This window comes from Streptomyces sp. NPDC127108, assembly GCF_042677545.1.
Classification (GTDB): Bacteria; Actinomycetota; Actinomycetes; order Streptomycetales; family Streptomycetaceae; genus Streptomyces.
Genome location: NZ_JBHXTE010000021.1, coordinates 110,137 through 134,946, shown reverse-complemented (window position 1 = coordinate 134,946; position 24,810 = coordinate 110,137). Strand labels below are relative to the sequence as shown.

The following is a 24,810-nucleotide window of genomic DNA, read 5'->3' as shown; positions in this document are numbered from 1 at the left end:
TCCCGGGGGCGCGCCGGTTCTGCGCGGTGACGGGCGTTCCGGGAGGTGCGGCGAACGGCACCCCCGTCCTCGCGGTGATCAGCACTCGCCGCCCTCCTGGATGGTCCGGATGACCACCGTCGGGTTCGGGGAGCCCGCGGGCGCGGGACACTCGTTGATGCGCTTGGCGATCTCCGTGACCCGCTCCAGGCTCTCGCACTCCAGGACCCAGTAGCCCGCGAGGACCTCCTTGGTCTCGCTGTACGGCCCGTCCGTGATCACCGGGCGGCCGTTGTCGTCGACGCTGACGTGGCGGGTCTGCGCGGGCTCGGTCAGGCCCTGGCCGTCGATGAGCTCGCCGGACTCCGACAGGTCGTTGTTGAGGTTCCCCATGAACGCGAACATCGCCTGGAGTTCCTGCTCGCTCCACGACGGGCTGTGCTCCGACGCCTTGCCGCTCATGGCCTCGTAGTCGGCCTGGGACCCCTGCACCATCACCAGATACTTCATGGCTGCCACTCCTTGGCTGTGTCGTCGCCCCTCATGGGCAACTCTCACAGGGGACGTCGGAGCGGGCGACTCGGTCTCGACAACTCCGGCGAACTTTTTTTCCGCGGGTTTTCCGGGGCGGGCACCCGGCGTCCGCCCGCGCCCCGGGTAGCTCGACTGGAGCAACCCACGGGGCGGGGCGCGAGGGGCGCCGCGAGAGTGGGGCCATGCGTGCCTTGCGGGCCCTGGGGAAGACGGTGGCGGGGCGGCTGCCCCGTGCCGGGCGCTGGGTTCTCGCGTGTCTGCCGGGGCTGCTCGCCGTGACCGCCCTCGTGCTGTGCGTGGCCGGGGTGGAGGACGCGGTCGACGGCGGCGGGCGGCACAGCGAGGCCAGGGCCGTGCCGCACCGCGCGGCCAGGCCCGTCATCGTGCCGCGTGAGCGGTGGCTGGGCGACACCCGGCCCACCACGCCGCCCGCGCACTACAGCGGTCCCGTCCTCGTGGTCTTCGTCCACCACACCGACTCGCCCAACGGGTACGACTGCGCCGACGCTCCGCGCATCATCCGCGCCCTCGCGGAGGGCCAGACCAGCGCCCGGCTGTTCGACGACATCGGCTACAACTTCCTCGTCGACCGCTGCGGCACGATCTACGAGGGCCGCGGGGGCGGCGTCGACCAGCCCGTCGTCGGCGCCCACACGCAGGGGTTCAACCACCGGACGGCGGGCGTCGCCGCGATCGGCACGTTCACGGCGGGCACCCCGGTCCCGGCCCCGATGGTGGAGGCGATCGCCGCGCTCGCCGCGTGGAAGCTCGGCCTGGCCGAGACCGATCCGCGGCGGACGGCAGGCCTGGTCTCCAGCAACAGCCTCAGCCGCGTCCCGGCGGGCGGGCACGCGGCCTTCCACGCGGTGGCCGGGCACACCGACGGCTACACCACGGACTGCCCGGGGGCCGCGCTGCGTGCCGAACTGCCCGCGATCAGGGAGCGGGCGGCGGTGCTGCAGGGGCGGACCGAGGCACGGATGCAGGCGGCGCGCGGGCGCTAGATGTGTTGATCCGCAGCGTTGCTGACGTGGCCGGTCAGCCGGTAGTGGCCGTCACGACTTCTTGAGGCGCACGCCCTTCACGGCGGCGTCGAAGACAGGCCGGTGCCGCTTCCACTCGGCGTCGGGGGCGGAGAGGTACACGACGTACTGAGTGCCGTCGGCGTCGGCGAACGCCATCTCCACCGCGCGGTACGTGCGTGCCTTGCCGTCGAACGTGAACTCCCAGTACCCGGCGGGTGTTCCACGGAAGGTCGTGGACGTCATCCGCACCCGCTCGTATCCCGGGTTGTCGCGGCGGGTCTGGGCTTCCTCGGTCCGGCGCCAGTGCTCCAGGGGGTCCGATCCGGCGAACTCGGCGACGTTGACCCGCAGGCCGACGAGCCCGGACGGGTCGATGTACGCGATGTCGCCGCCCCGCAGGTCCTTGCGCTTCCAGCCGTCCCGCACGGGCAGGGAGAGACCGCCCTCCTGCTTCTCCAGGTGATAGCCGGGCGGCAGCGGAGGCACGGAGGAGCCGGGCGAGGGCCCGCGCTCCGCGGGGCCGGTGCCGGAAGCCCGGGCACCGGTGTCGGCGTCCTCGGGCCACAGCAGCACACCGCCCGTCACCAGTCCGGCGACGGCGGCGGCCGACCCGCACCACAGGGCCGCCCGGCGGCCGCGGCCGCCGGGCGCAGAGCGCACGTGGGGCGGTGCCGGGTCGAGGACTGCCGTGGACGACTCACTGGCCCGGCGCAGCAGACGCTCGGCCTCGTGCGCCTCCATACGGCGCCCGGGGTCCTTGACGAGCAGCCCCTCGATCACGGGAGTGAGCGCCCCGGCAGCCCTGGGGGGATCGTGCGGTTCGGTGGCGACGGCGTAGGCCGTCTCCATCGCGGTGTCCCGTTCGAACGGATGGCGGCCTTCCACCGCTTGGTACAGCATCACGCCGAGTGACCAAAGGTCGCACGCGGGTCCGGGTTCGGCGCTGCGCAGCCGCTCGGGCGCCAGGTACTGCACAGAGCCGACCAGTTCGCCGGTCCTGGTCAAGGAGGGGGTGCCGCTCTCCACGGCGATGCCGAAGTCCGTGAGCACGATCCGACCGTCGTGCCCCAGCAGGACGTTGGCGGGCTTGACGTCCCGGTGCAGGACGCCCGCGTCGTGCGCGGCCCGCAGCGCTGCCGCCGTGGCGACGGCGATCTCTGCGGCCTCGCCGGGCGGCAGGGCGCCACGCTCCTTCAAGGCGTCGCCCAGGGTGAGTGAGGGGACGTACTCCATGACGATGCACGGCAGACCCTCGTCGTCCACGACATCGTGGACGACGATCACATGGGGGTGGGTGATGCGGGCGGCGCTGCGGGCCTCGCGGCGTGTGCGCTCGTGGAGCGTCTGGATCTCGTCGTCGTCCACGTGCGGAGGGACGTGCAGCTTCTTCACCGCGACAGCACGCTTGAGCAGTTCGTCCTCGGCCCGCCACACGGTGCCCATGCCACCCCGGCCCACGCGCTCGACGAGGCGGTAGCGGCCGGCCACGAGCCGCCCCAGATCGGACACCTTTGATTCCCTACTTCGCACACATGAACAGTTTTGTGCGCAAAGCCTACCCCGCACCCTGAATCGCCCAGGGCGCCGCCCGCGTTGGTTGCCCAGGGCATCGAGGCCTGGGTGGGGTGCGGAACATCGACTACCGATTTGCGGTGGCGTACACGATGAGGTTGTCCACGGGGTGGCCCTGCGCGTCGAAGGCGCCGTCGCAGGTGATCAGGCGCAGGGCGCGGGAGTTGGTGGCTCCGTAGACCCGGTCGGTGGGGAAGGCCTTCTTGCTCACGGTCTCGGTGCGGGTCACCTCGAAGTGCGTCGTCTTGCCGCGGGCGTCGCGGACCGCGATGTCCGCCCCCGCGCGCACCTTCTTCAGGTCGTGGAAGACGGCCTTGCCGAGGCGCGTGTCGTTGTGGCCGATGATGACGGCCGGGCCGCGCTGCCCCGGCACGGCCCCGCCCGTGTACCACCCCGCGGTCATCCCCTTGTCCGGCGGCGGGACCTCGACCGTGCGGTCCGCGTTGAGGCCGAGCCGCATCAGGGAACTGCTGACGCCGATGGACGGCACCGCGACGTGCACGGGCGCGGCGGCCCCCACGGACGTACCGCGCTCGGCCGACCGCCCGGAGCCACCCGCGGAACCCTCCTCGGTACGGGCCTCGTCCGACCGCACCGTGTACGTGGACGGGGACTCGGCCCGCGCGCCGTCCGCGGACGAGCAGCCGCTCACGGCGGCGCACACGAGGGCGAGGCCGACCGCGACGGACACGAGGGTGCCGGACGGGCGCCGGGGGGACGTGCGGGGCGCCACGTCGTGCGAACGGGACGTCCGGTGCTGCGCGAGGGACATGAGAGCTCCGTGAACGGTGGCGCCGCCCCGGGGCATGTGAAGGGGGACCGGGGCGGCACCGCCGAGATCGAGGTCGGGCCGGACGGGAGTGCGGGCCGTCGGCCTGAGGAACCTGAGGAAGGGGCGGGCGGGTGCGAGGAGGCGGGGCGGGTGCCGCTGGGCCGGCGCCCGCCGGGCCGGAGGCGTCCGAGCGCGTCCGGCCGGGTCTGCCGACGCGCGTCCGGCCGGGGGCGGTTCGCGCGCGGGCCGGTTCATGCGCGGGCCAATTCATGCGCGGGCCGGGTCGGGCGCGGGCCCCACGAGGCGTGCCGGGGGTGCCGGGCATGGAGTGCCTGGTGGGGCCGGGGCCTGGACCTGTGCGGCTGGTGGGGCTGCTGTGGCGGGTGGGCCTGCTGGGCCTGATGCCTGGTGGGCCTGATGCCGGCCGGGCCTGACGGCGCGCCTCGGGTCGCCCGGCGTGTGCCGGGCCGGGCAGCGCGCGTCAGGTCGGCCGGACCTGGCGGTGTCAGCCCTGCTGGCGCACGGTGGCGCGGCGGCGCAGGACCATGGTGCCGGCGCCGGCGAGCAGCCCGAGGCCCGCCGCCGAACCGATCAGCGTGGCCGTGCCGTCGCTGCCGGACTCGGGGCGCTCGCCCGCCGCGACACCGCCCTTGGGCGCCTGCGCGGCCCGCTTCCGGGCCTCGTCGCTGACGGGCTTCGGCGTCGGCTTGTTGGGAGCCTTCTCGGACTCGGCGGGCTTGTCACCGGCGGCGACTCCACCGCGCGGGATGGCCCCCGGAGCCTTCCGCTTCGCGTCCTTGGCGGCGTCCTCGGCGGCGGCCCGCTTCTTCTTCACCACGTCCTCGGGAGCGGGCTTGCTGACGGTCGGCTTCGGCTTGGGCGGGGTGTCGTTCGCGAAGGCCGTGGCCGACGGAGCGGCGAGCACCCCGCCCGCCACGGCGGTGGCGAAGACGGCGGCACGCAAGGACGTGCCGCGCTGGCGGCGACGGGCATGGTGGGACATTGGGGCTCCATTCCAGCTCTGACTCGGAAGGGCCCGACACCGTTGGTCAAGCGGCGCCGGGCCTGTCGCACAGGCTGGCGTGAAGTTATGAGGAAGCTGTCAGGTTCCTGTTGGGGTCCGATCAGGGATCGGGAAACAGGGGAAGGGGGGGCGGGACCGGGACCCGGGCGCCAAGGCCTGGCCGTAGGGTCTGGGCATGACGACGCTCATGATCCACGACGGCGCGGCCGACCCCCACGCCACCGGCCTGCGCACGGGCGGGGTGCCGCTGGTGCCGGGCGGGTTCGACTGGCCGCACTGCCGGGCCTGCGGCGGGGCCATGCAGTTCCTGCTGCAACTGCCGCTCGGCCCGGACGTCGTCTCCGTGTTCCTGTGCCAGAACGCCCCGGGCATGTGCGACGACTGGGACGCCACGGGCGGCGCCAACCGCGCGTACCTCTTCGACGGCGCGGCCCTGGCCCCGGCCGCCGTGCCGGAAGCGGGCGAGACCCTGCTCGGCGCGGTCAGCGCGCTGCGCACCGAGGACGTCGCGGCCGACGACTTCCCGGCCGCGCTCGACCTGTGGGCGGACGGCGTCGACGAGGCCACGCTGCGGGTGCAGGGCCAGCTCGGGGGCGCGCCCGCCTGGCTCCAGGGCGACGAGACGCCGTCCTGCCCGGGGTGTGGGGAACCGATGGCGTTCGTGGCCCAGTTGGAGGAGGGCTTCGACTTCGCCACGTCGGCGAACTTCGGCGGTGGCGGCATCGGATACGTCTTCACCTGCCCGGCGTGCCGCGCCGCCGCGTTCCTCTGGCAGTCCTGACCGCCGGAGCCACGACCGGTCCACGGCTGTGTCCGAGGCTTCTGGCACAGTGCGCCCATGACCGAGCCCCAGCCCCAGCCCCAGCCCGAGACCGATCAGACCGATCAGGCCGAACAGACAGACCAGACCGACCGGTACGAGGCCTTCCGCGCCCTGCACCGCACCGGCGACCCCCTGCTCCTGCCCAACGCCTGGGACCACGCCTCCGCCGCCGCGCTCGCCCGCGCCGGATTCCCCGCCATCGGCACGACGAGCCTCGGCGTCGCCGCGGCCGCGGGCAAGACGGACGCCACCGGCGCCGCGCGGACGGAGACGCTGGCCCTCGCCCGCGGCATCGCCCGCCTGCCCGCGCTCGTCACCGTCGACATCGAGGGCGGCTTCAGCGAACGGCCCGACGACGTCGCCCTGCTCGCCCGCGAACTCGCCGCCGCGGGCGTGGTCGGCGTGAACCTCGAAGACGGCAGGCCGGACGGCACGCTCACCGCGGTCGGCCCGCAGTGTGAGCTGATCCGCGCCGTGAAGGAGGCCGTGCCCGCGCTGTTCCTCAACGCGCGCACGGACGTGTACTGGCTGAACGCCGGGGGCGAGAAGACGGCCCGAGAGCGTGCCGACGCCTACCAACGGGCCGGTGCGGACGGCGTGTTCGTGCCCGGGGTCCAGGACGAGGCCGCCGTCGCGGGGCTCGTCGACGCCCTCGACGTACCGCTGAACATCCTCTATGCGCCGGGCGGCCTCACGCCGCAGCGCCTGACCGCCCTGGGTGTGCGCCGCGTCAGCACCGGGTCGCTCCTGTTCCGGGCGGCGGTGGGGCGTGCCGTCGAGGTGGCGCGGGCGTTCACGCGAGGCACTGTGGGACAGGAGGGGCTGCCGACGTACGCTGAGGCGCAGGAGCTCTCTGCGGCCTTCGGGGACGAGGGGTAAGTCCCTTGGCGGGAAGGGCGGTTCAGGGGAGCGGCAACGGGGACGGGGGACGGGCATGGCCCGGCGTGACACGTCGCGGCGTACGCGGACGGCGGGGGGACCCCTGCCCGGGCAGTCGCTGTGGGCCGACTCCAACTACCGTCTCTTCCTGGCTCTTCAGGGCCTCTCCGCGCTCGGTGACTCCTTCTCGCACGTGGCGATCCCGCTGCTCGTCCTGCACGAGACCGGCTCCCTCGCGCAGATGGGTCTCGTCACCGGTCTGACCGGCGTCGCCTCCATCGTCACGGGCCTGTTCGCCGGGGTCGTCGCCGACCGCGTGGACCGGCGCCGCCTGATCGTGGTCACCGACGTCGCGCGGTGTCTGCTCTTCGGACTCGTTCCGCTGGTGTGGCTGTTCGCGACGCCGATCTGGCTGGTCTACGCGGTCGTGCCCGTCGCCGGTGTCTTCGCGATGCTCTTCCAGGTGACGTACGTGACCGTGGTGCCCGGCATCGTCGCGCCCGGGCAGATCCTGAAGGCCAACAGCCATCTGTACGGCACGTACGCCGTCGCGGGCGCGGGCGGGCCGATGCTCGCGGGCCTGGTCGCGGCCGCGTTCGGGCCCGCGGCCGCCATCGGCATCGACGCCGCGACCTTCGCGGTGTCGGCGGTGGGCATCCTCTTCGTCCGGATCCGCGCGGCGGCCCCGCCCCCGGAGCGGGACGCCGCGGCGGTCGAGGGTGCCCCGAGTGCCCCGAGTGCCCCGAGTGCCCCGAGCGTCCCGGGGACTTCGGACGAGCCCGCCCCCGTGGAAGCCGGACGCGGCGGCGTGCGCGAGGAGTTCCTCGCCGGGGCCCGGTTCCTGTGGCGCCACCCCGTCCTGCGGCCCTTGACCGTCCTGCTCGCGCTGCTCACCTTCCTCACGTACGGCGTGACCGACGTCCTCATCTACCGCGTGAAGGACGACCTCGGCCACGGGGACGGCACCGTCGGCTATGTCCTGACCGCCGGGACGCTCGGGACGCTCGCCGCCACGTTCGTGGTCGCCCGGCTGCGCGGACGGCTCGGCTTCGGCGTCAGCTGGATCGGTGCGCACGCCCTCGGCGGGGTCGCCGTGGCCTGCCTCGGCCTGTCGGGCAGCGTGCCGGTGGTCGCGCTGCTCGCGGCGGCCATGCTCTTCTGCACCGGCGTCGGCGGCATCAACTCCATGTCGCTGCGCCAGGAGGTGACGCCCAGCCACCTCCTGGGCCGTGTCACCTCGGCGTTCTGGACGATCCACAACGCCCTCGGCCCGGTCGGCGCGGCCGTCGTGACCATGGCCGCCGGGGTGTGGGGCGTGCGCGGGGTGTGCCTGGTGGTCGGCCTGTGCGCGGTGGTCATCGCGCTGACAGGGGCGCTGACGGGGATCGGGCGGGCCCGGGCCGGACGGGTGGAGGGCGACCGGGCGGCTCCCTGAGCCGGCACCCGCCGCCCGGTCCGGCCCGTCGCTCCGTCCGGCCCGTCCCGCACCCGGCCCGTCCGGGCCGAACCCGCCCCGCGGTGCCGCCTCGGACCGTTCGCTGCCCCAGCGGCACCGAGCCCCCGCTCACCGCGGCGGACCCGCGCCCACCCCGGGCCCCGGCCCGGCGGGCGCTCCCGCACCGCCCTCCGTGCCGTCGCCCGGGCCGCCGCCGTCCGGACTCCCGCCCCCGCTGCCGCCGTTCCGCTTCTCGTCGCCGTGCCCCGGCCACCAGGCGGCATGCCCGATCAGGGCCGTCAGCGCGGGCGTGAACACCATCGCCATGACGAACGCGGCGATCACGATGCCGAAGGAGAGCGAGAAGCCCATCTGGGACAGCGTGGAGTTGCCCGCGAGCATCAGCGTCGCGAACGTACCCGCGAGGATCACGCCCGCCGAGCCGATCGTCGGCCCCGAGTGGCGCACCGCCGTGCCCGCCGCGTCGTGCGGGTCGCGGCCCTCGCGGGCCTCCTCGCGCAGCCGCGAGACCATCAGGATGTTGTAGTCCGTGCCGAGCGCGACCACGAACAAGTACATGATCACGGGCAGCATGAACATCAGGCCCGGCTGGCTGCCGATCTGCTGGAACAGGATCGAGGTCGCGCCGAGCGTCGCGCCGAAGCCGAGCGCGACCGACAGCATCAGGTACCAGGGCGCCACCAGGCTGCGCAGGAGCAGGCCCAGGATCACCATGATCGCGACGGCGGCCACCGGGAAGACGACCGAGTAGTCCCGGTCCACGGCCTTGTTGATGTCGACGTACACGGCCGTCGTGCCGCCCACGAGTGCCTTCGTGCCCGCGGGCGCGTCGTCGTGGGCCGCGGGCCGCAACTGGTCCCGCACCGTCGCGAGGGCCTTCTCGGAGGCGGGCGGATCGGAGAGGACGACCGAGTACGCGGCCGTCGTACCGTCCTTGCTGACGCGCGGCGCGGCCACCTCGCCGACGCCCTTCACCGACTGCAGCCGCTCGCGGAACGCGGCGGGCCGGCCCGCCGCGAGTGGCCCCTCGCCCGTCGACGTCAGATACACGAAGGTCGGGTCGGTGCTGCCCGCGGGGAAGCCCTTCTCCAGGTTGTCCTGCCAGACGATGGACTCCTTGTCCTTGGGCAGCGAGGAGCCCGCGAGGTCGAAGTTCGCCTTGTAGCCGAGCGCGCCGAGCGCCAGGGCGGCCATGAAGAGTCCCGAGACCACCGTCCACACGGCGGGCTTGCGCGCGATCGACACCCCGAGCTTGGCGAAGCCCGTGCCGTGCGGCTCGCGCTGCCAGGACTTCGACGGCCAGAACACCTTCGTGCCGAGGAGCGACACCACGGCGGGCACGAGGGTGAGGCCCGCGAGCAGCGTCAGGAACACGGCGATCGCGAGGGCCGGGCCCATCGAGCGGAGCATGCCGAGCGAGGACAGCGTCAGCGCGGCGAAGGCGACGATGACGGCACCGGCCGCCGAGGTGATGGCCTCGCCGACCCGCTCCACGGCGTGCACCATGGCGCCCTTGGGGTCCTCGCCCGCGCGCAGCGCCTCCCGGTAGCGGAAGAGCAGGAACAGGATGTAGTCCGTGCCGACGCCGAACAGGACGACGGTGAGGAGCTCCTGGATGGAGGAGTCGGCCTTCATGTCGAAGGCCTTGTTGGCCGAGGCGATCAGACCCGTGGCCATCGGCGAGATCAGACCGATGAGGACGACGGGAAGGAGCGCGATGATCGGGCTGCGGAAGATCACGAGCAGCAGCACGATGATGATCACGATGGTGCCGACGCCGACGAGGATCCCGGCCCGTTCGGAGGCGTCGCTCTCGTCCAGGGCCTGCGCGGCGGAGCCGGTGATGCCGGCCTTCAGACCGGTGCCCTTGAGCTCCGGCTTGAGGTCCTTGCGGAGCTGCTCGACCGCGTCCTGCTGGGAGGTGTCCTCGGGGTTGGTGACCTTCGGCATGGCCACGATCGCCGTCTGCACGAGCTTGTTCGGCGAGACCTCGCCGGGGTCGATCGCCTGGACCTCCTTGACCTTCTTCGCCGCCAGGTCCTCGGCGATCCGGGTGACGGCCGCGGAGTCGGCGGCGGTGATCCGCGCGCCGTCGGAGCGCTGGAAGACGATGATCGCGCCGATGTTCTGCTGCTGTGGGAAGTCGCGTTCCTGCAGGTCCGAAGCGCGGATGGATTCGTAGTGGTCGGGCAGGAAGCTCGCCTCGTCCGAACTGGAGGTGAGCTTCGGCGCCAGTGAGATCACGGCTCCCGCGGCGATCACCCACGCGAGGATGATCCACCACGGGCGGCGGACCACGAATCGGCCCAGGCCAGAGAACATCGGCAGCTGCCTCTCCTCGGCCCCCGAGGCACGTCACATCCTGCCCAGGATCTTCCGGGGAGCCCGACTCCGCCACTTGGGGGCGGGGGAGGCCCGGGGGCCCGCCGTCCGCGTGCGACGGCCCCGCCACCCGTACGCGAGTGGCGGGGCCGTCGCACGCACAGGCGGCGGGGCGGAACCCGTCAGAAGTTGATCATGTGTCCGGCCAGGCCGTGCACGGCCTCCTTGACGGCCTCGCCCAGCGTCGGGTGGGCGTGGACGTTGCGGGCCACCTCGTGCACCGTGAGGTCCCACTGCTGGGCCAGGGTCAGCTCGGGGAGGAGCTCGGTGACGTCGGGGCCGATCAGGTGGGCGCCGATGATCTCGCCGTGCGTACCGTCGCTGATGATCTTGACGAAGCCGACGGTGTCGCCGAGGCCGTGCGCCTTGCCGTTCGCCTGGAACGGGAACTTGGCGACCTGGACGTCGAAGCCCTTCTCGCGGGCCTGCGCCTCCGTCCAGCCGAAGCTCGCGATCTGCGGCTGCGAGTAGGTGGCGCGCGGGATCATCGGGTAGTCGAGCTCCATGGTCTCGGCGTCCGCGAGGGTCTCGGCGGCGATCACGCCCATGGACTCGGCGGTGTGCGCGAGCATCAGCTTCGCGGTCACGTCACCGATGGCGTAGATGTGCGGCACGGACGTGCGGCAGCGGCCGTCGACGTCGATGGCGCCGCGCTCGGTGACCGTCACACCCGTGGCCTCCAGGCCGTAGCCGGTGACGTTCGGGGCGAAGCCGATGGCCTGCAGGACCTTGTCGGCCTCCAGGACCTGCTGCTTGCCGTCCTTGGCGGTGACGGTGACGCGGACCTGCTCGCCCGACTCGTCGATGCTCTCCACCCGGGTCGACGTCAGCACGTCGATGCCGAGCTTGCGGTACTGCTTGGCCAGCTCCTTGGACACGTCCGCGTCCTCGAGCGGCGCCATCCGGTCCAGGAACTCGACGATCGTGACCTTCACGCCGTAGTTGTGCAGGACGTAGGCGAACTCGATGCCGATCGCGCCCGCGCCCGCGATCACGACGGAGCGCGGCAGCTCGTCGGCGAGGATCTGCTCCTCGTACGTCACCACGCGCTCGCTGCGGCGGGTGCCGGGCAGCAGCTTCGGGGTGGCGCCGGTGGCGATGATGCAGTGGTCGAAGCCGATCGTGGCGGTCGTGCCGTCGGACTTCGCGACCTGGAGGGTGTTCGCGTCGAGGAAGGTGCCGCGGCCGTCGAACTCCGTGATCTTGTTCTTCTTCATCAGGAAGTGGACGCCCTTGACGCGGCCGTCCGCGACGGTGCGGCTGCGCCGGAACGCCTCGCCGTAGTCGAAGGAGACCTCGCCGTCGACCTTGATGCCGTACGTCTTCGCCTCGTGCGTGAACAGATGCGCCAGCTCGGCGTTGCGCAGCAGCGCCTTCGTCGGGATGCAGCCGACGTTGAGGCAGACCCCGCCCCAGTACTTCTCCTCGACGACCGCTACCCGCTTGCCCAGCTGGGCGGCGCGGATGGCGGCGACATATCCGCCGGGTCCTGCTCCGAGCACGACGACGTCGAAGCGGTCATCCATGGGGTGGTCCTCTCTGCGTTGCACAGTTGCCTGGTACGGATGGGTCGATCATCCGTCATCCGGGCATCGCGATGTCGGCCGGGTCAGCCTTGCGCGGGAGCGCCGCCCGTACAACTCACCGGCGTCCTCGGATCTTCCAGGCAGGTCGGCGGGGTTTTCCCCGTACGGGGCAGGCCAGGCGGCCCCCGTCAACACCTGTTGACGTCACGGGAACCGGCCCCCACAATGGCCGACATGATCCAGCACCTGACCACCGGCCTCGGGCGTTTCAACGTCCCGTGGCGGCGCGGGTGCGAGCGATCGGGCTGTTGACGCGACCACCGCGACCCCGCGGCGCCGCGCTCCCTTGACCGTACGTCTCCGTACGCGTCGGGCCGTGCGCCGAAGCCCCGTTCGCCCGGCCTGAGTCCGGCCCGGTCCAGGCCCTTCGCCCCGACGCGAGGATCATCACCATGACGGCTCTGCCCACGTCCACCGTCGCACCCCACGACGCCCCGAACCCGCCCCACGGCACCCCCGGCACGCTCCGCGAGGCCCGGGTCCCCGCCGACGGCATGTACGAGGGCCGCCGCACCCTGCGCCGCCTCCCCGACGGCTGGTCGGAGCGGCCCTACGAGCACGTCGACGTCGTGCCCAGGGGCCGTGTCATCGGCGCCGAGATCCGCGGCGCCGACCTCACCCGGCCGCTCGACCCGGCGGTCCGCGCCGAACTGCACCGCGCCCTCCTGGAGTGGAAGGTGCTGTTCTTCCGCGGCGCGCACCTGACCTCCGACCAGCAGCGCGCCTTCGCCCGCGGCTGGGGCGAGCTGGAGACCAACCCGCTGCTCGCGCGCGGCGCCGCCGAGGACGTCGTGCGCTTCGAGAAGGGCGGCACCGCGGCGCCCACCTTCGAGAACGTGTGGCACGCCGACGTCACCTTCCGCGAACGGCCCGCGCTCGGCGCCGTGTTGCAGCTCCGCGAGGTCCCGCCGGTCGGCGGCGACACCATGTGGGCGGACATGGCCGTCGCGTACGACAACCTCCCGGACGACATCAAGGCGCGTGTCGAAGGGGCGCGGGCCGTGCACGACTTCATCCCGGGCTTCTCCCGGTTCTACGGACCCGAGCAACTGGTCCCGTTCCAGGACGCGTTCCCGCCCGTCACCCATCCCGTGGTGCGCACCCACCCGGAGACCGGACGTCGGACGCTGTTCGTCAACACGTCCTTCACCACACACATCGTCGGCATGGACCGCGCCGAGAGCGACCGTCTCCTCGGCCATCTGGTCCGCCAGGCCCATGTGCCCGAGTACCAGGTCCGCTGGCAGTGGCAGCCGGGCGACATCGCGTTCTGGGACAACCGGGCGACGCAGCACTACGCCGTCGACGACTACGCCCCGCACCGCCGCGTGGCGGAGCGCGTCGCGATCGCGGGGGACAGGCCCTACTGAGCACGGGCGGGCGCGGCCCGAGCCGCACCCCTCGCCTCACCGGTCAAACGTGAGCAGCCACTTGACCTCGCCGTCGTGCCACTCCTCGGTGGGAGTGAGCCCGGCGGCGCGGGCCACGGCCGCCGACGCGCCGTGGTCGGGGTGGACGTGCGCGAGGACGCACGTCACCTGCGGCAGGCCGCGCAGCCAGGCCACGAGGGCCCGCGCCGCCTCGGACGCGACGCCCCGGCCCTGCCAGGGCGTGCCCACCACCCAGGCGATCTCGGCCGCGAGCCCGGCGGCGGTCGCGTCCGGCCCCACGGTCGCCTGCACGGTGCCCGCGGGGCGGCCGTCGGCGGACACCCTGATCACCCAGTTGCACCAGGAGACACGCGGGTCGGGCGACCCGGCGACCATGCGCGCGTAGCGGGCCCGCAGCGTCGCCAGGTCGTCCGGGGCGCCCCCGATGAACGTGTGCAGCGCCGGGTCGGCGAGCACGGGGGCCAGCTCCTCGGCGTGCGTGACGCGCAGGGGCTCCAGCGTGAGGCGCTCGGTGGTGAGGGGTTCGGCCTCGACGGTGTGCCCTGCCCGGTTCATGTGTCGTCCCCGCTGTCGTACTCGTCGATGTGTCGTCCGTGCGTCAGGCCCCCTCGGCGACCGGTTCCAGGACCACGACGGGCAGGATCCGCTCCGTCTGCTCCTGATACTCGGCGTACCGGGGGAAGGCCTCCACCGCGCGCGCCCACCACGCGGCGCGCTCCTCGCCCTCGGCCACGTGCGCCTCGTACTCCTTGACGACCGGCCCGTCCTGGAGCCGGACGCGCGGGTGCGCGAGGACGTTGTGGTACCAGGCGGGGTGCTTGGGAGCGCCGCCCACGGAGCCGACGGCAATGTAGCGCGTGCCGTCGCTGACACGGATCACCGGGGTCTTGCGGATCTTGCCGGACCTGGCGCCCCTGGTGGTGAGGACGACGGTCGGAAAGCCGTGCATCTCCAGGCCCTCGGTGCCGCCGCTGCCCTCGTAGCGGGCGACGTGCTCGGCCACCCAGTCCCAGGCGTTGGGCTCGTACTCGCCGTCCAGGGCGTCGTGTGCGGTGCTCATGCGCGGGCTCCTCAAGTCGGGGGAGTCGGGGGGAGTTCGGAGGAGTCGAGGGAGTCGACATGCGGCAGGGGTGCCGCCTCTGGTGGGCGTCAACCGCCCCCGGCCCCGAACCCTTCCCGAACGCGGCTCAGGCGGCGCCCGTCTCGTATACGTCGAGGCGTCCGCACATCCCGAACCGGCCCCGCTCGACGGGCTGTTCGGCGTGCACCCCGGCTTCCGCGAGGTGGCTCGCGTCGCCCTTGGTCAGCGCGTCGAGCTGTGCGCCGGTGGCGGCGGCCGCCGCTGCGGCGCCCGTGCGCCAGCGCTCGCGCCACGCGGCGGTCAGGGGCGCGACGAGCACGGCGGCGGCCCGGTGGAAGGCGGCGAGGGGCTCGGGGTCGCCCGCCTCCGTGGCGGCGCACAGGGCGGTGAACCCCTCGACGGCGAGATCGCGGCGGCGCCGGGCCGCACGCTCCACGGCGTCGTCGTCCGTCGCGGCGGCCGCGGCCGCGTCGTCCCCCTTGTCTCCCTCGTCCCCGTCGCCCTCGTCGTTCCCGTGGGCGCCGCGGGGTGGCAGGGCGGTGGCCGCGCGGTACGTCGCGGGGTCGCCGAGCAGGTGCGGCGGCAGGGTGAGGACGGCGTCGCCCGCCTCGGGCAGGCCGCTGTTCTGCATGAGGACGTGCAGGGTCAAGTCGCCCTCGTTGACGAGCCGGTGGATCGTCCCGGGCGTGAACCACACGAGCGCGCCCGGCGTCAGCGGGGTGTGCCGGAAACCGGCGGGGGTCAGGGTCTGCACGGCGCCCCGGCCGCTGACGACCGCGTAGCCCTCCGTGCAGGTGAGGTGGAGGTGCGGGGTGCCGCCGCGCAGGCCGTCGGCGGCCGGCCAGTCGTACACGCGCAGCCGTGACACACCGATGCCGCCCGGCAGGCCCGCGTACGCGGCGGGGGCGCGGGGGACGGGGGGCACGGGCCCCGGGGTGGTCGCGGGTGCGGGGCGCGGGGGCGTCTCGGGGGTCTGCACGGCGGGGCCTCCTCGGGCCGGACGGAATCCGGTTCCCGGACAGGATCGGGCAGGTTCCGCCGGAACGACCCGGACGGGAGGCCGCGGGTTCCTGTGCGGCCCGCCCGTCGGACGGCCGCGGCGCGCGTGCGCGGACATTGTGCGGCCCCCGATGCTCGGGACATCGGGGGCCGCGTACCTCGGCTTCCTCCCCCCACGAAAGGTTGCCGAGGGGTCTGGGGGTGGACGGATGATCCGTCAGAAGTTGAGCAGGGCGCCGTCCGTGAGAGCCGCGTTCATGGCGCACTGGTTGCCGAAGGTGGTCGTCCACGACACGTGCTTGCCCTGCCAGACTCCGGCTGCGGAGACCACGACCGGGTTCCACTCCTGGGTGCACGCGACCTTCGGGTCCTGGTCGACGAGCTTCTCGAACCGCGCCTCGACGGCGAAGAGTTCGGCACACGCCGCGCGCGGAGCCGGGTGGGTGCCGGAGGCCTTGGGCGCGCAGCTGAGGGTGACCGCGCGCTGCACCGTGGCCGTAGCGGCGTCGTCGCCCTGGCCGACGGTGAGCACGAGGTCCGACGGGGCGTACAGGCCCGTCGGCGCCGGGGTCGCAGCACCGGCCGCGCCCGTCGAGACCGCCGTGACGGTCAGGACGCCTGCGGCGACGGCGACGGCCGCGCTCACGGTCTTCGGGAGGTGACGCACTTTGACGCTCCTTCAATGCGGGTGGGAAGTACGAGACTTGTGTTTCTTGCGGGTGAAACCAGGTGTTACGTGGAGATTGCGTGTGCCGTTCCTGGTTGCGGTCGGGAGTCTTGCAAGTGCGCTGAGTAAGCGGCAAGCGGATGGTCGATTTCCGGATGACTGCGTTCGTTGAGCGAGTGCCGAATGACCGTTCGGGCAGCTCAGGGCGGCCAGTCGTGGTGTGCGGCGACCGTCCAGAATGTGAACCCCGCCAGGTGGTATAACCAAGAACAACACGCTGACCTGGGAAAATGAGCGGTTGGTCGTTTTTCTCGGCGCGGCGTTCGACCGGAAATCAGTGCTTGACCGCGTGGGCGCGGAGGAGTTATGAGACCGGTGGGATGGGTGAGGTCAGAGCGACGGGAGGGGATCCCCGGGCCGCCCGGGCGTCGCGGCCACGAGGCGTCGTGCCTGCTCAGGGGCCATGCGTTCGCCCTCGTTGAACGCGGTGGCGTACGCCGCCCCGCCCAGCCGCGCCCCGGCCGCTGCCGCCACCCGGTCCACGTCGCGGCGCTCGCCCGCCGGGAGCGGAGCGCCCACGGAGGCGCGGGCCGCGGCCGCGGCGCCGAGCAGCGTCGCCGCCGCCAGGTGCTCCCCGGCGGCGCCCGCCGCCCCCGCGAGGCCCTCCAGGGCCAGGGCGAGCGCCCGCGCGTCGCCGAGGCCGACGGCGACGTCGAATCCCTCGGCGTGCAGCGCGTGTGCCCGTGCCGCGTCGCCGCGCAGCTCCGCCACGAAGCCCAGTTCGGCGAGCGCGAGCGTGACGCCGGGGCCGTAGTCGGCCTTGCGGAACCAGGCGAGGAGGTCACGCATCTGCTCCTCCGCGCCCGCCAGGTCGCCCTCCCTGCGCGCCCCGAGGGCGAGGCCGATCCGGGCGTCCAGCTCGCCGGAGCGGAAGCTGTGGTCGCGCGCGAGCCGCAGGGCGCGCCCGTGCGCGGCGCGGGCCTCGTCGAAGTCGCCCGTGAGCAGCGCGATCCGGCCAAGTCCCGACAGTCGCTTGGACGCCTCCGCCCGGAGCCCGAGGCGCTCGGCGATGGCCAGTCCCTCCCGGTGCAGCCGGGCGGCCTCGGCGTAGTCGCCCGCGATCTCGCTGAGCGTGGCCAGCGGGAAGACGGTCTGCAACTGCCCCCATTCGTCGCCGAGGCCGTGGAAGAGCCGGGCGCTCTGCTCGCTGTCGCGGCGGACGGCGGCGAGGTCGCCGTGCGCGAGGGCGTGCCGGGCCCGCACGCTCAGCGCGGCGGCGGTGCCCCAGCTGTCGCCGAGGGCGGTGAACGCGTCGAGCGCCTCGCTCACCAGCCGCTCCCCGGTCCGCACGGCGCCCGCGCCCAACTGCGCGGAGCCGAGGATCCACAGGGCCGTGGCGCGGCCTGAGGGGTCGTCAAGGTCGCGGTAGGCAGCGAGAGTTGCCCGGAGGAGGCGGGTGGGTTCGGCGGGTGGCTCAGGGGTGGTCGTGCCGGTGCCGGGACCGGCGGCGCCCGTGCCGACGCCGACGTCCGTGCCCGCGCCGGTTGCGGTCGGCCCGGTGTCCGTGCCCGTGCAGACGTCCGCGTACGCGTCCACGCCCGCGTCGTCGCCGCCCTCCCGCAGGGAGATGCCGGTGCGCCAGGCGAGGGCGAGGGCGCGGGCGCTCGCGGTGGACCCGGCGGGCGCCGAGGGCTCGGGGGTGCGGGCGGTGTTCGGCGCCGACCCGCTGTCCGGGGCCGACCCGTTGCCCGGGGCCGACGCGGCCCCGGGCGCCTCCGCCGTCGGAGCCATCGCGAGGACCGAGTCCAGCGACCTGCGCGCCTCGGCGATCCGCCCCCGCAGCACCCAGTACCAGGCCAACGCGTTCACCATGCCCAACGCGCGCCCCGCCGCGCCGCGTTCGACCGCCGTGTCCAGGGCACGGCGCAGATTGGCGCTTTCCTCGTCGAGGCGATCCAGCCACCTGCGCTGCTCGGGTCCGTGCAGCGACCGGCCCGCCGTGACGGCGAGTCCGGCGTAGTGGACGCTGTGCCGCTCGCGCACGTCGGCGTACTCGCCCGCCTCCCGCAGCTGTTCGACGCCGTACTCCCGGACGGACTCGAGGACGCAGTACCGGGGCCCGTCCCGCTGATCGGAGGCCACCACCAGCGAGCGGTCCACCAGGCGGGAGAGGAGGTCGAGCACATCGGCGCCGCGTACGGCGCCGCCCGCGCTCACGGCCCGGGCCGCGTCGAGCGTGCAGCCGTCGTGCACGGCGAGGCGGCGCAGCACCGTGCGCTCCGGCGGGGACAGCAGCGACCAGCTCCAGTCGATGACCGCGCGGAGCGTACGCTGCCGGGCGGGCGCCCCGCGAAAGCCGCGGCCGAGCAGGGCGAACCGGTCGTCGATGCGGGACAGCAGCCCGTGCACGCCCAGGGTGCGCACGCGCGCGGCCGCGAGTTCCAGCGCCAGCGGAAGTCCGTCGAGCCGTACGCACAGCTCGGCGACGGCCTCCGCGTCGTCCGCGCCGAGGTCGGCCCCGGGGCCGAGCCCGGCCCGCTGCCGGAACAGCTCCATGGCGCCCGCGAGTTCGAGCGGCGGCACCGCCCAGACCCGCTCACCGCTCACGTCGAGCGGCTCCTGGCTGGTGGCGAGGACGGTGAGCCCGGGCACCTTCCGCAGCAGGGCGTCGGCCAACTCGGCGACGGCGTCCACCACATGCTCGCAGTTGTCGAGCACGAGCAGCAGCCGCCGCCCGCGCAGGGCCCCCGTGAGCCGTTCGACCGCCGCGGCCGGCGCCCCCGGCTCCTCGTGCAGCCCGAGCGCACGGGCGACGGCCTCGGCCACGGGGTCGGCGAGCGAGTCGGTGATCGGGTCGGTGACCGAGTCGGCCGCGGTGGCGGGCTGCGCCTCGCCCACCTGGCCGAGCCCCGGCCCCGCCACCGCACCCACTGCCTTCAGCCCCGCGAGCTCGACCAGCCACACCCCGTCGGGGAACCCGTCCGCGATCCCGCACGCCGCCGCGAAGGCAAGGCGCGTCTTGCCGACCCCGCCGGGGCCGGTCAGCGTCACCAGCCGGGTGGCGGTGAGGAGTTGGCGTATCCCGAGCACGGCGTCGTCACGGCCGACGAGCGGGGCGACGGGGGCGGGGAGGTTGGTGCGGGGGGCCGCGGGGGTCGCGGCGGCCTCGGGGGCGGGGGAGTCGGTGATCGCGGGGCCCGGTGCGGGAGGCGGGGGAGGGGCAGTCGCGGCGGTTGCGGCCGACGGCATGGTCGCCGGGGGTGGGAGTGGGGTCGGTGTCGAGGGGGTGGCCGGTGCACTGGTCCCCTCACCCGTCGCCACAGGTGGAAGCGCGGTCGGTGTTGACGGGGTCACCGGTGTACCGGTCCCCTCACCCGTCGCCGTGGGGGGAAGTGGGGGTGGTGTCGATGGGGCCACCGGTGTACCGGTTTCCCCAGCCGTCGCCATGGGTGGAAGCGCGGTCGGTGTTGACGGGGTCGCTGGTGTACTGGCCCGCCCACCCGCCGCCGCAGGTGGGAGCGCGGTCGGCGTCGACGGGGTCGGCGGTGTACCGGCCTCCCCACCCGCCGCCGCAGGTGGAAGCGCGGTCGGTGTTGACGGGGTCGCTGGTGTACTGGCCCGCCCACCCGCCGCCGCAGGTGGGAGCGCGGTCGGCGTCGACGGGGTCGGCGGTGTACCGGCCTCTCCACCCACCGCCGCAGGTGGAAGCGCGGTCGGCGTCGGCGGAGCCACCGGCGTACCGGTCCCCCCACCCGCCACCGCAGGCGGAAGCGCGGTCGGCGCCGACTGGGCCGCCGACGAACCCGTCCTCGCACCCACCACCCCGGCCAGCGCCGGGTCCTGCCGCAGGATCGCCCCGTGCAGCGCCACCAGTTCGGCCCCGGGGACGAGGCCGAGCTCCTCGGCCAGGCGGTGTCGCAGTTCCTCGTACGCGGCCAGGGCCTCGGTCTGGCGGCCCGCGCGGTACAAGGCCCGCAAGTGCGCGGCGTGCAGCCGCTCCCGCAGGGGGTGCCGCACCACCAGGTCGGCCAGATCCGCGGCGAGCGGACCGTGCTCCCCGGACTCCAGGCGCGCCTCGGCCTGGTCCTCCCAGGCGGTGATCCGGTCCTCCTCCAGGCGGTCCGCCGCACCCCGCGCGAACGCGTCGTCGGCGAAGTCGGCGAACGCCTCGCCCCGCCACAGCCCGAGCGCCTCGTCCAGGTACCGGACCCGCTCCCGGGGCGCGTCCGCCGCCCTGGCCCGCTCGAGGAGCCCGGCGAACCGGCCCGTGTCGACCGCGTCCACCGCCACCCGCAGCGTGTAACCGGCGGGCCCCGCCCCGACCAGGGCCCTGCCGCCCGGCTCGGCCCGCTCCAGGGCCCGGCGCAGCTGCGACACCTTGCCCTGGAGGGCGTTCGAAGGGTGGTCGGGCAGCTCCTCGCCCCACAGGGCGTCGATCAGCCGGTCCGCCGACACCGGATGACCCGGGTGCACCAGCAAGTGGGCGAGGAGCGCACGGACCTTGGTGCCGGGAACGGCGACCTCCGCACCGTCTGTCGTCCACACGGCCAGCGGACCGAGTACCCCGAATCGCATGCCGACGACGATAACCCGGCAGGTGAGCGCCCTGCCGTCCGCGCCGACAGGGCACCGGGACGGCAGCGGCAGTGAACCGGCAGCCAAGCGGCAGTGAACGGACAGCCCCCGCCCGCAAGGTGATGACCACAGGCCGGGCACACCGCCCGGGCCGCGGTCCCACGGAGGCACAGCATGAGCGACACCGGCATCACCACCAGCGAGAACGCCGCCACCCCGGAGCCCACCACCGTCACCGTCATCGGGCTCGGCAACCTCGGGCAGGTCCTCGCCCGCACCTTCCTCGACCAGGGCCACAAGGTCACCGTCTGGAACCGCTCGCAGGACAAGGCGGACGACCTTGTCGCACGGGGCGCCACCTTGGCGGCCACCCCGGCCGACGCCGTCGCCGCGAGCGACCTGGTCGTCATCTGCGTACTCGACTACACGACCGTGCGTTCCCTGCTCACGCCGACCGCGGCCGCTCTCGCGGGCCGCGTGGTCGTCAACCTCACCTCCGGCACCCCGGGCCCGGCCCGCGAGCTCGGCGCCTGGGTCACGGGGCAGGGCGCCGCGTACGTCGACGGCGCGGTCTACGCGGTCCCGCAGACCGTCGGCACACCGGAGGCCTTCGTCCTGTACAGCGGCGACGACGAGGCCTTCGCGCGGTACCGGACGCTCCTGGAGGCGCTGGGCTCGGCGGTGTTCGTGGGCACCGACGCGGGGCTCGCGCCGGTGCACGACGTGGCGCTGCTCAGCGGCATGTACGGGATGTTCGCCGGGTTCTTCCAGACGGTGGCCGTCGGCGGTGCCGCCGGGATCGAGGCCGTGAAGGTCACCGAGCTGCTCGTGCGCTGGCTCAAGGAGGCCATCGCCGCGCTGCCCGGCTTCGCCGCCGAGATCGACGCCGGGGACTACCGGACCGAGACGTCCAACCTGGACATCAACACCGTGGGCCTCGCCCACATCCTCACCGCGACCAAGGACCTGGGCGTCGGCGTCGACCTGCTCGCCCCGCTGCACACCCTGTTCGAGCGGCAGCTGTCCGAGGGCCACGGGTCCGAGAGCATGTCCCGCGCGATCGAGTCCCTGCGCTAGGGACTGGCCGGTGGGCCGGTGGGCCGGTGGGCCGGTGGGCCGGTGGGCCGGTGGGCGGCGGGCCGGTGCGCCGCCGCACCGGCCCAGCCCGCGCCCGTGGCTCCCACAGCTCCCACGTTCCCGCAGCTCCCGCCGCTCCCGCAGGGACCGCTCCCCGGCCCCCGCGTATGGATGTCAAGGCGGTGTCAACGTCCTGGTGGGAGCTGCCAAGGATGTGTCAAGGGCCGTATCCGCAGGTCCCGCGAGCGGCTTCGGTGGGGAAGTCACCCAGCACGCCAAGGGAGTTGAGGACCGTGAGCGCTGAGAATGTGGTGGGACTCGTCATCGCCGTCAGCCTGGTCGGCTATCTCGTCCTCGCGCGGCTCTTCCCGGAGAGGTTCTGACACCGGCGCGATGACGCACGTACGACCCGGACAGCTGAAGATCTACCTCGGAGCGGCACCGGGGGTCGGCAAGACCTGCCGCATGCTCGACGAAGGGCGGCGACGGGCCGCACGCGGCGCCGACGTCGTCGTGGGCCTCGTGGAGTGCCGTCGGCGCCCGCACACGGAATCCCTGCTCACGGAGGCCGAGGCGGCGGGGCTCGACGTGGTGGAGCGCGCCCGCGTCCGCTACCGGGGCGGGGAGTTCACCGAGCTCGACCTGGACGCGGTGCTCGCCCGCGGCCCGGAGGTCGTGCTCGTGGACGACCTCGCCCACACCAACGTCCCGGGTGCCGGCCGCAACCCCAAGCGCTGGCAGGACGTCGACCGGCTGCTCACGGCCGGCATCGACGTCGTCACGACGGTCAACATCGAGCACCTGGAGTCCCTCAAGGACGTCGTCGAGAAGATCACCAAGATGCCGCAGGCCGAGACGGTCCCCGACGACGTCGTGCGCCGCGCCCACCAGATCGAGCTCGTCGACGTCGCCCCGGAGTCGCTGCGCCGCCGCATGGCGCACGGCAACATCCACGCCCCGGAGAAGGTGGACGCGGCCCTCGCCAACTACTTCAGGACCGGCAATCTGACCGCCCTGCGCCAGCTCGCCCTGCTGTGGGTCGCCGACCGCGTCGACGAGGCCCTGCAGGCGTACCGCTCCGAGCACAACATCGGCGGCGTGTGGGAGACCCGCGAACGCGTCGTCGTCGGCCTCACCGGCGGCCCTGAGGGCGACACCCTGATCCGCCGCGCCGCCCGCATCGCCGACCGCTCCGTGGGCGGTGAGCTGCTCGCCGTGCACATAGCCCGCAGCGACGGCCTCGCCGCGGGCACCTCGCACGCGTCCCTGACCCGGCAGCGGCGGCTCGTGGAGGACCTGGGCGGCAGCTACCACTCGGTCGTCGGCGACGACATCGCGACCGCCCTCGTGGAGTTCGCCCGCGCCGAGAACGCCACCCAGCTCGTCCTCGGCTCCAGCCGCCGCGGCCGCGTCGAGCGGTTCCTCACCGGACGCGGCACCGGCGAGGCCGTCGTCGAGGCGTCCGGCGACATCGATGTCCACACCGTCACCCATGAACGCGCGGGCGCAGGCACCCTGCTGCCGTCCCGCAGACGTACGCTGTCGGGCCCGCGCCGCGTCGGCGGACCGGTCGCCGGACTGCTCCTGCCGGTCGTGCTCACTCTCCTCCTCGACCTGGACATGGCCCGCGAACACCTGAACCTCACCAGCGAGGCGCTGCTGTTCCTGCTGGCCGTCGTGGGCGTGGCCTGCATCGGCGGGGTGCTCTCCGCGGTGGTGGCGTCGGTGACCGCGTCGCTGCTGCTCAACTACTGGTTCATGCCACCCGTCGGGCACTTCACGCTGGGTGATCCGAACAGCATGCTGGCCCTTGTGGTGTTCGCGATCGTCGCCGCCACCGTCGCCGCCGTCGTCGACCGGTCGCTGCGCCTGTCCCGGCGCTCGGCCCGGGCCACCGCCGAGGCCGAGACGATGTCGTCGCTCGCGGGCACCATCGTGCGGGGCGGGCAGCCCATTCCCGCCCTGCTCGAACGCGCCCGGGAGGCCTTCGGGGTTGCCGCCGCCGAACTGGTGGCGGAGCCGCCCGACGCCTCGGACGCGGCGGTCACCGCCGTGCCCGCGGGCGCCGACGCCTACCTGGTGCTGCGCGGCCGCCCGCTGCCCTCCGCCGACCGCCGCGTCCTCGCCGCGTTCGCCGCGCACGTCGGCGCCGCCGTCGAGCGGGCCCGGCTCGCCGAGGCCGCCGCCGAGGTGGAGCCCGTCAAGGCCGCCGACCGGATGCGCACCGCGCTCCTGCGCGCCGTCGGCCACGACCTGCGCACCCCGCTGGCCGCCGCCCTCGCCGCGATCGGCTCGCTGCGCAGCCGCGACCTGGACTTCTCCGAGCACGACCGCGAGGAACTGCTCGCCACCGCCGACGAGTCCATGGCCAAGCTGAACCGGCTCGTCGACAACCTCCTCGACATGAGCCGCCTCCAGGCGGGCGCCCTCAAGCTGGAACTGCGCGACACGGCGCTCGAAGAGGTCCTGCCGCCCGCCCTCGACTCGCTGCCCGACCACTGCCCGGTCGAGACGGGCAGCCTGGAGGAGATCCCGGCCGTCCTCGCCGACCCGCCGCTCCTGGAGCGGGTGATAGCCAACCTCGTCGGCAACGCCGCCCGCCACACCCCGGCCGGCGGCAAGGTCCTGATCACCGCGAGCGCCCTGGCGGGCCGCGTGGAACTGCGCGTCGTCGACCGCGGCCCCGGCCTCCCTCCGGCCGACCGCGACCGGGTCTTCGAGCCCTTCCAGCGGCTCGGCGACACCGACAACACCACAGGTCTCGGGCTCGGCCTCGCCCTGTCGCGGGGGCTCGCCGAGGCGATGGACGGCACGCTCACCCCGGAGGACACTCCCGGCGGCGGGCTCACCATGGTCCTGTCCCTGCCGTTCGCGGAACGGGTGCGCGCGGTCGAGCGGGTACGTGAAGTCAACGGTGCGCGGGGCCCTGGCGTCTGGCATTCTGAGCGCCTTTGATTGATGAACGTATCAATCACCCCCCGAGCGCAG

The 24,810-nt window shown here is 73.9% G+C and carries 19 protein-coding genes; 8 read left to right on the top strand and 11 right to left on the bottom strand.

Annotated elements, in window-relative coordinates; genetic code table 11:
* Window positions 1-78 precede the first annotated feature (78 nt).
* On the bottom strand, window positions 79-489 hold the full coding sequence (locus ACFVHO_RS19625) for a YciI family protein (protein WP_385715868.1): 411 nt from the start codon (window positions 487-489) through the stop codon (window positions 79-81).
* Between the two features lie 215 nt (window positions 490-704).
* Between ACFVHO_RS19625 and ACFVHO_RS19620 the strand changes: the two genes are divergently transcribed.
* Window positions 705-1,517: a peptidoglycan recognition protein gene (locus ACFVHO_RS19620; protein WP_385715969.1), complete on the top strand. Its 813-nt coding sequence runs from the start codon at window positions 705-707 to the stop codon at window positions 1,515-1,517.
* Window positions 1,518-1,568: 51 nt separating this feature from the next.
* Here the strand turns inward: ACFVHO_RS19620 and ACFVHO_RS19615 are convergent, their stop codons facing one another.
* The 3 genes from ACFVHO_RS19615 to ACFVHO_RS19605 all read right to left on the bottom strand — a co-directional run bounded on the left by ACFVHO_RS19615 (window position 1,569) and on the right by ACFVHO_RS19605 (window position 4,885).
* Window positions 1,569-3,047 carry a serine/threonine-protein kinase gene (locus ACFVHO_RS19615; RefSeq protein WP_385715865.1) on the bottom strand — a complete coding sequence of 493 codons (1,479 nt, stop codon included), beginning with the start codon at window positions 3,045-3,047 and terminating at the stop codon, window positions 1,569-1,571.
* Window positions 3,048-3,177: 130 nt separating this feature from the next.
* Window positions 3,178-3,882 (bottom strand): class F sortase, encoded by a 705-nt coding sequence (locus ACFVHO_RS19610; RefSeq protein ID WP_385715862.1) that lies wholly within the window; start codon window positions 3,880-3,882, stop codon window positions 3,178-3,180.
* Between the two features lie 505 nt (window positions 3,883-4,387).
* Complete coding sequence (locus ACFVHO_RS19605) at window positions 4,388-4,885, bottom strand: hypothetical protein (protein ID WP_385715859.1); 498 nt, start codon at window positions 4,883-4,885, stop codon at window positions 4,388-4,390.
* A 196-nt stretch (window positions 4,886-5,081) separates the two neighbouring features.
* On the opposite strand from ACFVHO_RS19605, the gene ACFVHO_RS19600 reads away from it, so the two are divergent.
* From ACFVHO_RS19600 to ACFVHO_RS19590, 3 genes are read left to right on the top strand one after another with little or no spacing between them, the layout of a single operon-like run.
* Window positions 5,082-5,687 carry a hypothetical protein gene (locus ACFVHO_RS19600; protein ID WP_385715856.1) on the top strand — a complete coding sequence of 202 codons (606 nt, stop codon included), beginning with the start codon at window positions 5,082-5,084 and terminating at the stop codon, window positions 5,685-5,687.
* Between the two features lie 57 nt (window positions 5,688-5,744).
* Window positions 5,745-6,608, top strand: coding sequence for an isocitrate lyase/phosphoenolpyruvate mutase family protein (locus tag ACFVHO_RS19595; protein ID WP_385715853.1), 864 nt, complete (start codon window positions 5,745-5,747; stop codon window positions 6,606-6,608).
* 55 nt (window positions 6,609-6,663) lie between these two features.
* The gene (locus tag ACFVHO_RS19590) at window positions 6,664-8,043 is read left to right on the top strand and encodes an MFS transporter (RefSeq protein ID WP_385715850.1); all 1,380 of its coding nucleotides are present in this window, start codon (window positions 6,664-6,666) and stop codon (window positions 8,041-8,043) included.
* Window positions 8,044-8,172: 129 nt separating this feature from the next.
* Here the strand turns inward: ACFVHO_RS19590 and ACFVHO_RS19585 are convergent, their stop codons facing one another.
* A complete protein-coding gene (locus ACFVHO_RS19585) occupies window positions 8,173-10,386 on the bottom strand; it encodes an MMPL family transporter (RefSeq protein ID WP_385715847.1) in 2,214 nt (737 codons plus the stop codon).
* A 182-nt stretch (window positions 10,387-10,568) separates the two neighbouring features.
* Window positions 10,569-11,972 (bottom strand): dihydrolipoyl dehydrogenase, encoded by a 1,404-nt coding sequence (lpdA, locus tag ACFVHO_RS19580; RefSeq protein WP_385715845.1) that lies wholly within the window; start codon window positions 11,970-11,972, stop codon window positions 10,569-10,571.
* A gap of 554 nt (window positions 11,973-12,526) precedes the next feature.
* Here lpdA and ACFVHO_RS19575 point away from each other — a divergent pair.
* A complete protein-coding gene (locus ACFVHO_RS19575; protein ID WP_385715966.1) occupies window positions 12,527-13,402 on the top strand; it encodes a TauD/TfdA dioxygenase family protein in 876 nt (291 codons plus the stop codon).
* Window positions 13,403-13,438: 36 nt separating this feature from the next.
* On the opposite strand, the gene ACFVHO_RS19570 is transcribed toward ACFVHO_RS19575, so the two are convergent.
* The 5 genes from ACFVHO_RS19570 to ACFVHO_RS19550 form a co-directional block, all read right to left on the bottom strand.
* A complete protein-coding gene (locus tag ACFVHO_RS19570) occupies window positions 13,439-13,978 on the bottom strand; it encodes a GNAT family N-acetyltransferase (RefSeq protein ID WP_385715842.1) in 540 nt (179 codons plus the stop codon).
* Window positions 13,979-14,021: 43 nt separating this feature from the next.
* On the bottom strand, window positions 14,022-14,483 hold the full coding sequence (locus ACFVHO_RS19565) for a nitroreductase family deazaflavin-dependent oxidoreductase (protein ID WP_385715839.1): 462 nt from the start codon (window positions 14,481-14,483) through the stop codon (window positions 14,022-14,024).
* A gap of 127 nt (window positions 14,484-14,610) precedes the next feature.
* The gene (locus tag ACFVHO_RS19560; protein ID WP_385715963.1) at window positions 14,611-15,429 is read right to left on the bottom strand and encodes a cupin domain-containing protein; all 819 of its coding nucleotides are present in this window, start codon (window positions 15,427-15,429) and stop codon (window positions 14,611-14,613) included.
* 291 nt (window positions 15,430-15,720) lie between these two features.
* A complete protein-coding gene (locus ACFVHO_RS19555) occupies window positions 15,721-16,170 on the bottom strand; it encodes a subtilase-type protease inhibitor (RefSeq protein ID WP_385715836.1) in 450 nt (149 codons plus the stop codon).
* 390 nt (window positions 16,171-16,560) lie between these two features.
* The gene (locus tag ACFVHO_RS19550) at window positions 16,561-20,745 is read right to left on the bottom strand and encodes a BTAD domain-containing putative transcriptional regulator (RefSeq protein ID WP_385715833.1); all 4,185 of its coding nucleotides are present in this window, start codon (window positions 20,743-20,745) and stop codon (window positions 16,561-16,563) included.
* Window positions 20,746-20,919: 174 nt separating this feature from the next.
* On the opposite strand from ACFVHO_RS19550, the gene ACFVHO_RS19545 reads away from it, so the two are divergent.
* The 3 genes from ACFVHO_RS19545 to ACFVHO_RS19535 all read left to right on the top strand — a co-directional run bounded on the left by ACFVHO_RS19545 (window position 20,920) and on the right by ACFVHO_RS19535 (window position 24,777).
* A complete protein-coding gene (locus ACFVHO_RS19545; protein WP_385715831.1) occupies window positions 20,920-21,822 on the top strand; it encodes an NAD(P)-dependent oxidoreductase in 903 nt (300 codons plus the stop codon).
* A gap of 293 nt (window positions 21,823-22,115) precedes the next feature.
* The gene (gene kdpF, locus ACFVHO_RS19540; RefSeq protein WP_033263837.1) at window positions 22,116-22,205 is read left to right on the top strand and encodes a K(+)-transporting ATPase subunit F; all 90 of its coding nucleotides are present in this window, start codon (window positions 22,116-22,118) and stop codon (window positions 22,203-22,205) included.
* A 10-nt stretch (window positions 22,206-22,215) separates the two neighbouring features.
* On the top strand, window positions 22,216-24,777 hold the full coding sequence (locus tag ACFVHO_RS19535) for an ATP-binding protein (RefSeq protein ID WP_385715828.1): 2,562 nt from the start codon (window positions 22,216-22,218) through the stop codon (window positions 24,775-24,777).
* Window positions 24,778-24,810: the final 33 nt, after the last annotated feature.